The 13,446-nt window shown below is 69.2% G+C and carries 13 protein-coding genes and 1 tRNA gene; 6 read left to right on the forward strand and 8 right to left on the reverse strand.

What is annotated here, in order from left to right; translation table 11 throughout:
• Positions 1–4 precede the first annotated feature (4 nt).
• Together ACFRCG_RS07260 and ACFRCG_RS07265 are read right to left on the reverse strand one after the other, a co-directional pair.
• Entirely contained in the window at positions 5–805 is an 801-nt protein-coding gene (locus tag ACFRCG_RS07260) for a helix-turn-helix domain-containing protein (protein WP_380029919.1), read from the reverse strand.
• 118 nt (positions 806–923) lie between these two features.
• Entirely contained in the window at positions 924–1,871 is a 948-nt protein-coding gene (locus ACFRCG_RS07265) for a hypothetical protein (protein ID WP_380029695.1), read from the reverse strand.
• 141 nt (positions 1,872–2,012) lie between these two features.
• Between ACFRCG_RS07265 and ACFRCG_RS07270 the strand changes: the two genes are divergently transcribed.
• Positions 2,013–2,086 (forward strand) — tRNA-Pro (locus tag ACFRCG_RS07270).
• A gap of 65 nt (positions 2,087–2,151) precedes the next feature.
• Here ACFRCG_RS07270 and ACFRCG_RS07275 read toward each other — a convergent pair.
• From ACFRCG_RS07275 to ACFRCG_RS07290, 4 genes are all read right to left on the reverse strand, one after another.
• Entirely contained in the window at positions 2,152–2,676 is a 525-nt protein-coding gene (locus ACFRCG_RS07275) for a tyrosine-type recombinase/integrase (RefSeq protein ID WP_380029697.1), read from the reverse strand.
• A 126-nt stretch (positions 2,677–2,802) separates the two neighbouring features.
• Positions 2,803–2,937 (reverse strand): hypothetical protein, encoded by a 135-nt coding sequence (locus tag ACFRCG_RS07280; protein WP_380029699.1) that lies wholly within the window; start codon positions 2,935–2,937, stop codon positions 2,803–2,805.
• A 467-nt stretch (positions 2,938–3,404) separates the two neighbouring features.
• Entirely contained in the window at positions 3,405–3,824 is a 420-nt protein-coding gene (locus ACFRCG_RS07285; RefSeq protein ID WP_380029701.1) for a hypothetical protein, read from the reverse strand.
• Positions 3,825–4,109: 285 nt separating this feature from the next.
• The gene (locus ACFRCG_RS07290) at positions 4,110–4,403 is read right to left on the reverse strand and encodes a hypothetical protein (protein ID WP_380029703.1); all 294 of its coding nucleotides are present in this window, start codon (positions 4,401–4,403) and stop codon (positions 4,110–4,112) included.
• A gap of 545 nt (positions 4,404–4,948) precedes the next feature.
• Between ACFRCG_RS07290 and ACFRCG_RS07295 the strand changes: the two genes are divergently transcribed.
• Positions 4,949–6,226: a hypothetical protein gene (locus ACFRCG_RS07295; RefSeq protein ID WP_380029705.1), complete on the forward strand. Its 1,278-nt coding sequence runs from the start codon at positions 4,949–4,951 to the stop codon at positions 6,224–6,226.
• 615 nt (positions 6,227–6,841) lie between these two features.
• Positions 6,842–8,065 carry an esterase/lipase family protein gene (locus ACFRCG_RS07300; RefSeq protein WP_380029707.1) on the forward strand — a complete coding sequence of 408 codons (1,224 nt, stop codon included), beginning with the start codon at positions 6,842–6,844 and terminating at the stop codon, positions 8,063–8,065.
• A gap of 861 nt (positions 8,066–8,926) precedes the next feature.
• On the opposite strand, the gene ACFRCG_RS07305 is transcribed toward ACFRCG_RS07300, so the two are convergent.
• Positions 8,927–9,232 (reverse strand): hypothetical protein, encoded by a 306-nt coding sequence (locus ACFRCG_RS07305; protein WP_380029709.1) that lies wholly within the window; start codon positions 9,230–9,232, stop codon positions 8,927–8,929.
• Between the two features lie 648 nt (positions 9,233–9,880).
• On the opposite strand from ACFRCG_RS07305, the gene ACFRCG_RS07310 reads away from it, so the two are divergent.
• The 3 genes from ACFRCG_RS07310 to ACFRCG_RS07320 all read left to right on the forward strand — a co-directional run bounded on the left by ACFRCG_RS07310 (position 9,881) and on the right by ACFRCG_RS07320 (position 11,581).
• Positions 9,881–10,531, forward strand: coding sequence for a TIGR00645 family protein (locus ACFRCG_RS07310; protein WP_380029711.1), 651 nt, complete (start codon positions 9,881–9,883; stop codon positions 10,529–10,531).
• A 37-nt stretch (positions 10,532–10,568) separates the two neighbouring features.
• Positions 10,569–11,096, forward strand: a complete 528-nt coding sequence (locus ACFRCG_RS07315) for a GNAT family N-acetyltransferase (protein WP_380029713.1) — start codon at positions 10,569–10,571, stop codon at positions 11,094–11,096.
• 68 nt (positions 11,097–11,164) lie between these two features.
• Positions 11,165–11,581: an actin-binding ADF family protein gene (locus ACFRCG_RS07320; RefSeq protein ID WP_380029715.1), complete on the forward strand. Its 417-nt coding sequence runs from the start codon at positions 11,165–11,167 to the stop codon at positions 11,579–11,581.
• A 227-nt stretch (positions 11,582–11,808) separates the two neighbouring features.
• Here the strand turns inward: ACFRCG_RS07320 and ACFRCG_RS07325 are convergent, their stop codons facing one another.
• Complete coding sequence (locus tag ACFRCG_RS07325; RefSeq protein WP_380029920.1) at positions 11,809–13,314, reverse strand: ISL3 family transposase; 1,506 nt, start codon at positions 13,312–13,314, stop codon at positions 11,809–11,811.
• Positions 13,315–13,446 lie beyond the last annotated feature (132 nt).

Raw genomic sequence — 13,446 nt, forward strand, 5'->3', positions numbered from 1 at the left:
ATGATCAACCACGCGGGGCCGATCGGTCTAGAACGTTGTTGCGCAGCACGCTGTCGCGCAGCACGCTGCTGCGGTAGCCGGCGGGCGTGACGCCGAGTACGCGGCGAAACCACCGGCCCAGATGCGCCTGGTCCGCGAAGCCGACGGCCAGGGCGGCTCCGGCGGGCGTCATCCCGCGGGCCAGGAGCTCCTGGGCGCGGGCGACACGGTGCTGGGCGAGCCAGGCGTACGGGGGCAGGCCCGCCACGTCGCGGAAGGCGCGCAGGGTCTGGTAGCGGGACAGGCCGATCCCGGCCGCCAGCTCGCTCAGCGACGGCGGCTCGACGAGCTGGTCGGCCAGCCGTTCCCGGACGGCGCGGGCCACCCGGGCGGCGTCGGGCGAGGTCCGGCGGCGCGCCTGCTCGCGGACCGCGTGTCGGCCGACGAGGGCGCGCAGCACCTCCACGAGCCGGGACTCGCCCTCGAAGGCGTCACCGCCGGTGGTCAGGTGCACGTGTACGGCGACCATCTCGGCGGCGAGCGCCGGGTCGGCGACGATCAGCGACGGGAAGTGCGGCGCGGGGCCGGGCAGGTCCTCGCCGACCAGGGTGGTGGAGGGGTAGAAGACCCGGTAGGCGTACCCCTCGGGGATGCCCGGCCCGCCGGTGTGCGTCTCGCCCGGCTCGGCGACGACCACCGCGCCGGGGCCGGAGCGGTGTACGGCGCCTCGGTAGTTGATCTGCTCGATGCCCTCGACGCAGACGCCGATCGCGTACTCCTCGTGCGCGTGCGGGGCGTAGCGGTGCCGTCGGAAGCGGGCGGTCATCAGGTCCAGGGGCGCGTCCTGGACACCGTGTACGCGGGTCCACACGGCGCGGTCCACGGCGGCGGGGCCGAGGACGTCGCCGCCGCCTCGGCCCGCGCGTCGTGCCCCGGGGTCGGGCTCACCACTCATGTCGGTTCGCTCTCAGATATCCGTGGACGGCCCGCCCGGGCACGATGGGGTCGAACCACTCCTCCGGGCCGGGGTCCGACAGGCGCGGCTCGACGGTCTCGGGGTCGTCGGATGCCGCGTCGCTGAAGGTCACGAAGGCGGCCTCGACGTCGTCGTCGTACAGCCCGTGCCGCTCCAGCAGCGACGCCGCCTGATCCACCAGCAGCCGCAGCGCCATCTCCTCGGCGAAGCAGCCGGGCGGCGCCCACTCGGTGCCGGCGAGCCGCCCGGTGACGGTGACCGCGGCGACCACGAAGCGGCGGACGAACCCCTCCTCGGTCAGCGGCAACGCGTCGAGGACGAAGAACGAGGCGCCGTCCTCCTCGCGCAGATTGACGAGGTCGGTGAACAGGAGGTCGATCAGCACCCCGACGGAGGCGGCGACGGCGCCCGCCGCGAGTCGGGCCTTCTCCTCCGGCACGTCGGGCTGCGCGGTGTCGGGCTCACACCCGAACGCGTCGAGCCCGAACGCCCGCACCCCCGCGGCCTGCCGCTCGATCCGCAGCCGCTCCTCCGGCATCGGCCGCCGCGCCCGCATGGTCGGATCCTCCGCGGGCGCGTCCGGCCCCTCGGCGGCCAGCAAACTCTCGTACACGAGCTCGTCGTGCAGCTGCACCTCGCTTCGCACCACCCGCCAATCCGCGAGCAACACGCTGGCCTCCAACACCGCGAGCACGATCTGCCGAGCCGTCCGCTCGGCCGCCTCCAGTGTCGGCGCGTCCACCGACAACAACACCCCGGCCCCATCCGACCGAGGCGTGACCCGATGGTCCACCAGATCCACCCCGACCCCGTCCGCCTCCTCGAACCCCTCCACGGCATCGAGCCCGTCACTCAGCAACGCCCCGACCCCGAGCCGCTGGAGTTCATCCAGATCGGGATAGGTCTCGAGGGGCACGACATCGACATTCACCGGATAAGCCACCCGAAGATCTTCCCGGACCCACACCCCTTGCCCACCCCCGACACCACCGAACAACCACGTGGCGGACCACCCCCCCAAGTGCGATATGGTTTCCGTGTTCGGCCAACCGAACACCGGGACGTGGCGCAGCTTGGTAGCGCACTTGACTGGGGGTCAAGGGGTCGCAGGTTCAAATCCTGTCGTCCCGACGGTGTTCAAGAGGCGCTGACAGGGGCAAAAGCCCAGGTCAGCGCCTCTTGCAGGTTTAGACCACTTACCGGTTGGAAGAGGCCCCGGAAACCTCTTGGGGACCATTTGGGGACCAGCCCGGGTTCAAATGCACCTGAAGCGCCTCGGATGCACTGGTCACCAACCGGAGTTCCGGGTGTAGATATCGCTGCGTCGTCGACAGCGATCCGTGCCCGGCGGTCTTTCTCAGCACGTGCACCGGAACCCCGGCGTCGGCCATCCATGTCAGCCCCGTGTGCCGCAATCCGTGCCGGAGCAGGAACTCGTAGCCCTGCGCAGCGACTACCTCGTCCCAGTGCGTGGCATCACGCAGGATCGCCGTCGTGATCCGCCCTCCACGCGGCCCGGTGAACAACCGCGTCATCGGGTCGGGGTCCGGCCCGGCGAGCGCGATCCGGTGGAGCACAAGGGGACGCACCTGCGGAATGATTGGCACCCATCTTCGGCGCTTGCCCTTCGTGCCCTTGTCCACCAGCCCACCGGGCGAGGTGGTGGTCTGGCGGCACGGGTCCCACATCCACGTGGTCGTGTCGATGTCCTTGATGCGCACACCCGACACCTCCCCGATGCGAGCCGCGGTGCAGCCGGCGAATCGCACCACGTCACCTCATCCCCGAACGTCCGTGTGAGCGCACGACGAGGGCGTCGGCCAGACCGTCCAGCGCGGCCCAATGCTTCAAGGCGAGCGCACGGGGGTTTCCGAGGAGTTCCGCAGGGTGACGAACCCGGTATGCGTCTGGCTCGAGGATCCGCTGCTCACCCACGCGGACTTCTCCGCGACCTTCACGTCGGCGGTGACCGGAGTCGTCATGTTCGTGATCCTCTCCGGGGACGTCGGCATACCCGGATCACGACAGGCAACGGACCCGCCTCCTCCCGGTGACGGGCATCAAGGTTGGCCGATCCGCCATGGATGTGGCGCGATCCAGCCCGACCCGGCCCGGACATCCGGGAACGAGCCGTGTATCCCGTGGAGTTCCGGCCGCAGGGCGACCCTCGACAACAACGCCCGGGCGAGCCGAACAAAACCGGCGTCGCTGGACAGCGCGCTCAGCCGCCGAACCGCGCTCCGGGGTGCGTCTTCCGTCCGGCAATGTACCGGATGGCGGTCGGGTCCGATCGGCCGGCGTCGGTTCTGAACTCTCCCTTGATGTGGACACGTTCGGCGGTGAGTTGTCCGATGACGCGTGCCTGGCCGGTGGAGAACTCGTTGGTGACGACCTCGGCGAGGAGTTGCCCGGTGGCGCTGACCTGGCCGGTGGTCGTCGTGGTGACGTCTCACAGATCGGCGGTGATCGCGGTGAGGTCTGGTACGTGTGCCGGCCCGGCGGTCAGTTCGGTCGCCTCGGACCTGGCCGCCCAGAGTTCGTGGTTCACCTGCGCACGATAGGCGACCAGTCCGTTGACGTCGGCGGCGGCGGTGAGGTTTACACGTCGGCCGCCGGAGTTCTCCGTGATCGCCGGCCGGACCTCGGTGGGGCCGGACGTCACGTCACTCGCGCCGGTGCCGACGGGCACCTTGACCTCGATGGTGAACCACTTCACCGTTCCCGCCCGCGGATGCGGGTTCGACACGACCACCCGCACCGTTCCCACAGCCGGCGTCCCGGGCCGGGCGAGCAGCGGCGTCGGGTCGGTGACGACCTCGTAGTCCAGTACCGACGACGCGATCGGGACCTCGCGGATTCGACATTCCATGGGCAGGAACAGACACGTCCTTCGGGTGATCCCATCCATTCACCACGAGCGCTAAGCGTTTCCCCATCATTGATCCGGTCAATTTTCCGTGGTTTTCGGTCGGCGTCGGTCGGTAAGCGCCCAGTTGGGGTGGGACGCAGTCGGCACCCGGCCCGGCCTCGCCCCCGCGGTCGTCATCGGTGTTCACCGGAGACTGTGACGTTGTGGGTGGGGCGTACCCGGAAGGACATCCGCAGGTTCGCCCCACTCACATCACCCAAAGCCGGCAGCCCGCACGACACCCTTTCAGTCGACGCAGCGAGCCTCGAAGTCGCCTACGAAAACCTCGGCCGGCAACGGGCGGGCACGGCTCACCGGGTCCGGCGGACCCCACCACATCCTGGCCACCCACGTGTAAACGGCGGTCGGGGTGTAGTCGACGTCGGCAAAACGTCTACGTGTCCTCGCCCAACGCGTGGTGTTCAGCACCCCCGCCGAGCTCGTCCATACGTTCGTCACCGCGCTGCCCGCCACCCGGCCGTGCACGGAGCGAGCCTGACGCAACCGGCGGCCGAGCAGACCCGACATCGAAGGACTCACCTGTGCACCTGACTCTCCTCCCCTCGCCCGCCCGCCGTCTCCCGACGAGCGCCCCGCCTTGACCGGCATGGCCGCATCGTCGCGACAACCGTCGCGTGCCCGTACGACGATTTCGACGCCATGGACAGGTCCGAGAACGATTCCTGTTCATCGCCTACGCCCATCAATGGACCACGAACGTGCTTGAAGACGTGGCTCTGGCCTGACCGGTCCACCGCTCGCCGGCGATCGGCGCACGGCACCGCTCCGCACCGGCGCCTGACTGTGCCGGAACCCGACGGCGGGCAAGACTCGATCCGGCCACGCCGAAGTAGGCCCGGAATGCGCCGAGCCGCCGGCATGATCACCACCTGCCCCACGACTTCAGGTGCGTCGGGAACAGGTGCACGGCCCTTGCGCCGGGGAGGTCTCGTCCGGAACGTGGAACGTCGCTGTTCGGCCATTCGGTTGCCGGTTTCCGGTGATTGGGTCGATTCCGGTGCTGTGCTGCCGAGGACGGCCCTAGCGTTCGAGGGGACACCGACCGTCGAGTTCAGGGAGCGCCCGTGACCCGTGAAGACGCGCAATCCGCCACGCCGCCGCCGTCGGCCGGATCGGGGCCGCCACGTGCCCGGGCCGCGACGGGCGGTGTCCTCGTCGCCGCCGGACAGGACCACGAGCAGCAGGTGTCGGGGATCCTGCGCGCCGCCGAGGGCAGGAGGATCACGGCCGTGGCCGCCGGTTCCGCCGTCAGTGCGGCGGTGACCGAGGACGGGCAGCTCCTGGCCGTCGGCGAGGACTATCGGGAGCAGGTGTCGGGGATCCTGCGGGCTGCCGAGGGCAGGAGAATCAAGGCCGTCGAACGCGGGGATGCCCTGCTGTTGGCGGTGACCGAGGACGGCGCGCTCCTTGCGGCCGGATGGGGCGAGAAGGAGATCCTGACGGCGGCCGAGGGCAGGAAGATCACGGCCGTGGCCGGCGGCAGCAGTTACGCCCTGGCGGTCGGCGAGGACGGCACGCTCCTGGCCTTCGGGGGTGCCGACCGCCTGGAGGTACCGGGGATCCTGAAGGCGGCCGAGGGCAGAAGGATCACCGCCGTGTCCGCCGGCAGCACCTTCGCGCTGGCCGTGACCGACGACGGCGCACTGCTGATCTCCGCCGACGCGCCCCCACACCTGGCACAACTCGCGCGGGCCGCCGAGGGAAGGAGGGTGACAGCCGTGTCCGCCGCGCAGGTCGCCCTGGCGACGACCGACGACGGCACATTGCTGGCCGCCGGAGGCTCCGAGCAGGTGCCCGGGATCCTGCGGGCCGCCGAGGGCAGGAACATCACCGCCGTATCCACCTACGGCCTCGTGAGCCTGGCCCTGACCGACGACGGCACACTCCTGGCCGCCGGAAGCGACTACCACGGGCAGGTGTCGGGGATCCTGGCGGCCACTGCGGGCAAGAGGGTCACGGCCGCGGCCGGCTCCTCCCACATCCTGGCCGTGGCACTCGAACGCGACCAGGGCTGCGGGCCGCTCCGGCCCCGCCAGATCTGCGCCTCGCTCCACGCGTCCGACGGAGACACCTACGCCCTGGTCCTCAAGGTCGGCGACGACCAACAGATCCTGACCTCCGGGGCGCCGTGCAGGGCCCTCGACACCCAGACCGTCCAGACGACACACGCCGTCGTCCGACGCGTGTCCACGTCGCAGGACATCGCCACCGGATCGGTGTACTTCACCCACGACCAGAACACCGGCACGGTCGCCATCGACCCGAACAAGAGCCAACTACCCGAAGGACTCACCCACGGGACGTCCGCCGGCAACCGGTTCACCTTCACCTGGACCACGTGACCCGCCGACCCCGACACCCGTGCTCGGGGCGGCCTCCAGGTACCACCGGGTATGACCAATCGGGCGGGATCACCACTGATCTCGTGTGACTGCCGGTCGGGCGAACGATTTTCGCCCGGGAGGCGGACGGACATCTCGCCTCGGTTCTCGCGGACGGACGGCTGCGCGAGACTGCCCTGGAGGGTTCCCCCGATTTCTGGGCGCGCTATCGGTGGTTGGACATCCGCGGGCGGGTGGTGGGCATCGTCGTGGTGGTGGACGCCGGCACGTCACAACGCCGGCAGGGACGGGAACCGGAGCGGGCGCACGACCGTCTGGCCGTGCTGGACGCTGCCGCAGAGCGGATCGGCACGACCCTCGACATCGACACCACGCGTCCGTTGTCGACCTCGCCGTGCGGCGTACCCGGCAGGCGGCGCGCAGCCAGGTCGAGTCGGAGAGAGCGGGCGGCGACCGTGGCGCCGACTCCGGTGGCGCCGATGCCGCCGAGCGGACCACTTCTCACGGAACGTTGCATCATTTGTAATGAACTTCGCAGGCTGAACGGGTGATACCGACACTTTCTCCCCCATGATGTGGTCGTTCCCCACCCTCCCTCCCCCGAGGAGTACGACCATGTCCGAGACCACCGAGCCCGAGATCGGTCCGATCAGCATCGGTGACCCGCTCGATGCGCCCACTCATCCGATCGACGTCCCCGAGCACGAGGTGTGGGACGACATCGAGAAGGGCTTCGCCTGGGTCTTCCACGCCGGCGACGACCACCGCCTCACCCGGCCGATCATCATCGCCGACGGCTTCAACCACGGCAGGAGCAACCTCGAGAATCTGTACCAGTTCCTGGACGGCGAGGCCTACCCTCTCCTTTCCGAACTCCGGAGCGGCGGCCGGGACGTGATCCTGCTCGGCTTCGACGATCGCACCGCGTCCATCCTGGAGAACGCGAAGGCGGCCGAGGCCACCATCCGCAAGGCCATCCGGCTCCGCGAGGGCTCCGAACGGCTGATCGTCGGCGGCTTCAGCATGGGCGGATTGATCACCCGCTACACCCTCGCAAGGATGGAAACCGACTTCCACGAGGACGAGCACCAGACGGGCGTCTACTTCTCGTTCGACACTCCGCACCGCGGCGTGGGCATCCCCGTCGGCGTCCAGGCGTTCGCGTACATGCTTCCGCCCGTGAACTTCAAGCCCAACCCCTTCAAGCAGCAGATGAACAGCCCGGCCGCGCGGCAGATGTTGTGGCGGCACTACGACGACGTGGCCAAGGAGATCGGGGTGGCCCCCGAGCGCACGGCGTTGCTGGAGGAGTTGGAGCGGGTCGGCCAGTGGCCGCAGATCCCGCGCAAGCTGGCCGTCTCCAACGGCCGCGGCGACGGCATCGGGCTGCCCGACGTCGGGCCCGGCGAGGTGGCCCTGCAACTCGACGTCCTCTACCCCGGCACCACCTTCTACACCCAGGCACAGGGCGACGACGTGACCGTCGCCTACCTGAACCGACTGGTGCCACCGACGGAGCGGACCGTGAAGACCAGCGGCTTCCCCGAGTTGGACGGTGCTCCGGGCGGTACGCTCGCGACCTACCAGATCCTCGCCGACTCGATCGTCGAGAAGGGCGGCAAGGCGGACCTGCGGCACCCGAAGGTGTGCTTCGTCCCGTCGGTCAGCGCGGTCGACATCCTGGACTTCGAGCGCCAGGAAGACCTGTACGCCAGGGTCGACGGCCTGGACCCCTCCCAAAGCGGCCTGGACGCGTTCCAATGCTCGTCCACGACGACCCCGCACACCCTCCCGACCGAGGAACTGTGCACCTGGCTGCTGAAGCGATTCGAAGACTGACACCGGGCCGACACCGGAACCGTGGACGCCGCCCCTTGCCGTTTCGACGGGACGCGGCGGCGTCCCCGACGCGTAGGGCCGGATCGGCAGATCACCCGGGTGGGCCCAGCCGCCCGAAGCGGCCGTTCCGACATCGAGTTCCGCCTCGCCGGACAACGCTTGACGCCCGGGCGTACGACCGCCTCACCCTGGACGTCGGCGAAATCACCGGCGAACACGAACAGTTCGACACCCACTGCGACCTGCGCCGGAGCGCCCCGTGCCGCGTCCCGGCCAACCCCACGCGACCGATTCGACGGCAAGCGCGCGATGTGCACGCGCCGAGGATGTACCGCCGCTCGTTGGCGGCGGTAGGCACTTGCCCGTCCGCGCGTCGCGGATGATGTAGGTGTAGGTGCCGTCGTCGACGGCGTGGGCGGGGGTGGCTTGCGCGAGCATGGCGGCGACGGCTGCGGCGAAGGCGAACTGGGGCGGACACGCTTCACGGTGCGGCCTTCGGAACTCCGGACAGGTCGGGCATCGACTCGACGGGCAGATGCTCGCACGCTCCGGCCACCAAGGCCGCGAGACCCACCACCACCGGCCCCGCTTTCACCCGTTCGGGTAGGTGCGCTCCGAGTGCCGACTACGGGCTCGGCGGCCATGTACCGGACTGCCCATCGCACATGCCGTCTCGAAAGGCGAACCGAACTCCCCCGCGCGTCGCAGGAAGTACGACCTCCTGCGGGCCGATCCGTTCACCACGTCGCAAGGCCGGGCCAAGGAGACTCGGTGTACCCCCGAGTTCGGCCACGGGTGCCGGGGCCGGCCTACCCCGGCGTTGGTGGGTCGGGTTGGGCGTACACCATGTGGACCGGGTGACTACTGCGGGAAGTAGGCGCTCTGGCCGAACTCGAAGGTCTGGGTCTGTCCGGGCGGCACGACGCCGACGACGTCACCGGTGCAGTTGGGCTGGTCGAAGACCAGCGCGGGCTCGGAGCTGTTGTTGGTGACGACGAAGGGCCACCGGTCGGCGTTGACGCAGCCCGCCGCCCGGGCCGGGGCGATACCGGCGTGCGCGGAGGTGTCGTGTCGGGGGGCTTCGGCCGAGGCCGTAGGGGCCGCAGTGCCCGCGGCCAGGAGGGCCGCGCCGAGAGTGGTCGTGAGGATGATGCCGATGCGTCGCATGGGAGTACCGCCTTGGCTCGGGGGGGGTGGGACGTCGGCACGGTTCCCCGTGACACGCGGGCGCATACGTCACCGGCCCCGACAACACCCGTACGCCACCACACGAACCGCACCCGACCGCAGCGAGGCACACAGAGGGCGAACGCCTACACCGACCGAGTTCGAGGGCGGGGCGACACCGAGACCCGCACCGCGGCCCGCACACGCGGGCAACCCGCCCCGGGTCTCGCCGTCGAGCGCGGCGGGGGCGTGGAGTTCGCGTGTCGGCTTCACCCCGCGCATCCGGCGGATCCTCCCGATCGGTCACGGGTGCCAGGCGCCGCCACGGTAAATGCGATCGGACAGCTTCTCGCAGGATTCCCCGTGGCACGAGATCGAGGCGCGGTCAGTGCTCCACGTTTCCGTGTCCTTCGTGCACGTCGCGGGTGTGCCCGACCACGGCGACGAATTCGGCCACGTCCGCGTCCGCCGGCGGTCGTTCGACGTTTCTCACGCTGTGGGTCGCCGATCGGAAGATCGGTCGAATGGGCCGGTGGTGTGAGGGGGTTTCGCCTCTTGTGGTCGCCTTGCGACAGCATGGCATCGCTTCGGGGATTTATTGATTTCCCAGGGCTGTTCCGTGTGTCCACATCGTGTTCGGAGAGTGTCGTGGTCGGTCAGGTGGTCGGGTCGTGGAGGAAGCCGCAGGGAGAGGAGGAACCGGTTCCCACGCTCGGATTCGCGCTGTTCGCGACGCGCTGGCTCCAGGCGCCGTTGTACTTCGGCCTGGTGGCCGCGCAAGGGGTGTACGTCTTCCAGTTCTTCGACGAACTGTGGAGCCTGGTCCGAGAGGTGTTCGGCGGGCACGCCAGCGAGAACCACGTCATGCTCGCCGTACTCAAGCTCGTCGACGTGGTGATGATCGCGAACCTGCTGATCATGGTCATCGTCGGCGGCTACGAGACGTTCGTCTCCCGCATCGGCCTCCAGGGACACCGCGACCAGCCCGAATGGCTCTCGCACGTCAACTCCAACGTGCTCAAGGTCAAACTCGCCACCGCGATCGTCGGGATCTCCTCGATCCACCTGCTCCAGATGTTCGTCAACATCGAACACACCACCCACGACGAACTCATGTGGGGGACGATCATCCACATGGCGTTCATCGTCTCCGCCGCGCTGCTGGCCTACATGGCCGGCCCCATGGAGGTCCACGCCGGCCACGTCCCGACCGAACACCACCCCGAACCGGCCCCCACCCCCCTCCCCGAACAACCCACCGTCCACCCCGACACCCACACCCCGACCCACGGCCACTGAGTCGGCAGCCGGATCCGGTGCATGCCACCATCGTTCGATGACCGGGCACCGCTACTCGTCGGCACCGGCCGTGGTCCGTCTGGAGACCTACGACAACCGGGACATCTTCGGGGACACCGCAGACCCGTCCCGGGTCGCCGAGTGGGGCCTGGTCTGGCGGCTCAAGGATCACCACTTCGGGATCAGGGCCGACGGTCGCCTCGTCGCCCACGCGGGCCTGGTCGTGTTGCCGTTGTCGGTCGGCGACATCCGGATGCGTGTGGTAGGTCTCGGAGGCGTCGGCGTGGTGGAGGATCGGCGCGGCCGAGGGCTCGCCCGGCGGGTGGTGAGCGGCACGATGGAACACGCCCGGGCGTGGGGGTTCGAGTTCGCGATCCTGTTCTGCCGGCCCGATGTTGCCCGCCTCTACGGTCGGCTCGGCTGGCGGGACGTGGTGGGCGACGTGGAGGTGGAGCAGCCCGACGGCCCGGCGGTGATGCCGCTGCGCACGATGTGGTTCCCGCTGCTGCGGGAAGATGCCCGGTGGCCCGAAGGGCCGGTTCGCCTGCACTCGCGCCCGATGTGAGCACCACCCTCCTGACGTTCCGTTAGCATTCGGACGCCCAGTGCAATCATTCGCGAGCGGAGAACGTCATGGCATCAGGTGTCGGAGTCAACGACCAGTGCCTGCAGGAGTACCAGGCCCTGAAGCTCAAGAAGACGTACAAGTACATCGTCTTCAACCTCAACAAGGACAACACGGAGATCATCGTCGAGAAGACCTCCACCTCCCAGGACTACGACGACTTCATCGCCGACCTCCCCGAGACGGAATGCCGCTGGGCCGTCTACGACTTCGAGTTCGAGAAGGAAGGAGCCGGCAAGCGGAACAAGCTCACGTTCGTCTCGTGGGCGCCGGACACGGCCAAGGTCAAGCAGAAGATGCTCTTCGCCTCCTCCAAGGACGCCCTGCGGCGTTCGTTGGTGGGCATCGCGGTCGAGATCCAGGGCACCGAATACAGCGAGGTCGCCTACGAATCCGTCCTCGACAAGGCGAACCGCGGCAACTGACCCCGGGAATGCCCGGGGGCGCGCTCGGCCACCCACACCTGGAATCCGGCGTTCCGGGCGACGGGACGGGCGTCCCGTCCGACTCCGGCTTGCGACAGTGGCGTTCGACGCTCTCGGTCGGGGTGAGGTTACGCGCTGAAGAGCGCGTCGATGTCGTCGTCGGTGATCTCGGGGGTCTGTAAATCGAACGGCTCTGCCTCACTTCCGGTGGTAGCTCTGCGTGAGCGTCACGGGAGGAGGATGCGGTGGCGGAGGAGGTCGAATCCGGCTCTCCCGTGCATCTGCCTCATGATGCGTTTGGTTCGGGTGTTCACGCCTTCGGTGCGTCCGTTGTGGTGGAGCGTGGTAAGGGCGGCGTCGACTGCCGCGCGGTCGAGTTCGAGGCCGTTGGCGAAGGCATGCAGGTGGGGAAGGTCAGAGGCGCGGACGGCTGCGATCCATGCGGTGAGCCCGGTGTCGTTCCCGGGTGCGGGGGCCAGCAACGAGGCGAACTCGGCTATGTGGGTGTGGAGTTGTGCCATCTCAGGGCATGCGGCGGTGAGGTCTCGGATGAGTTCGGTGTCCTTCTCGCGGCGGTTGTCCGGGCGGGTGAGGAGGATGCGGGCGAAGCGTCTCGGGGTGGTGACGGGCCGGTCGCCCTCGGCACGACCTTGGGTGAGGTAGCGGTGGAGGAGGTTGAAGCTGCCGGTGTAGCCGAGTTCCTTGATCTCGCGGAAGAGTTGGGTCACGGGAACGGCGGGGTCGGCAGCGCGGCGTGTGCGGAGGTGGTCGCGGTAGGGGTCGACGAGGGTGGGCCGGTAGCGCGGGGCGCGTCGCAGGGCGTCGGGTTCGCGGATGCGTGCGTACCGTTTAACGGTGTTCAGGGACACGTCCAGCCGGCGGGCGCATTCGAGCAGGCCGACGCCTTTGCCGAGGAGTTCGTGGACTCGGTTCCAGCGTTCGCGGGTGGTCTGCTCATGTGTTCCGCCGGGCTGGGGCGGGTTGACCGTGGCCCAGCACGAGGCGTGGGAGCGGACCTCGGCCAGCGTTTTGTCGCACAGGTTCGCCCATAAATGCCATCTGTCGGTCACCTGGACTGCGTCGGGTAGTGCGCGACGTATTGCTTCGGCGTAGGCGCCCGAGCCGTCCCGGCAGACGATTTCGACGCCCGGGTGCCGGCGGAGCCACGCTTCGAGAGCGTAGGTGCCGCGGCCGGGCAGGACGTCGATGCGTTCGCCGGTCTCGGCGTCGGTCAGCACGGTCGCGTAGCGGTGGCGGCGCTTGAGCGCGAAGTCGTCCACGCCCAGGACCCGCGGAACTCGGAGGGCCGGCAGCGGGATTCCGGTCAGAACACGCAAGGCGGTGCACCGCGACAGTCGGGCGCCGAGCGCCACCAGCGTCCGGGCGCCCGCGCGGCCCGCGAGTTCCCGCACCACGGTTCGGACCTGGGCGAGCAGGCGCACCGTCCGGCGCTGGTAACGCTCCACCACACCGGGGACCTGCTCACGAAACGTGACCCGAGGGCAGGCCGCGGTAGGGCAGACAAGGCGGCGAAGCCTCGCCAGCACGACCACCCGGCGGGCGTCGACTGGCACGTCTGCCACAGTGCGTTGATGGAAGGCGTGCACCCGACCGGTCCGACTACCGCAATCCGGGCAATCTACCGGACCATCGGGCGTCCGTGCCCGCACCCGGATGACCTCGCCCTCGTCCGCGACCTCCTCGACCACCAGCGGCGCCAGCCCCGAAAACACCACGCTCACAAGCTCGTTCGCACTCAACACCCGCACATGATCACGGACTTACACTCCGTCACCACCGGAAGTGAGGCAGAGCCGTTAGTTTTACAGTCCCGGCCGAGGTCGACGCGGGTGAGCGCGACGGCC

This window comes from Embleya sp. NPDC056575 (genome assembly GCF_042793325.1).
Classification (GTDB): Bacteria; Actinomycetota; Actinomycetes; order Streptomycetales; family Streptomycetaceae; genus Embleya.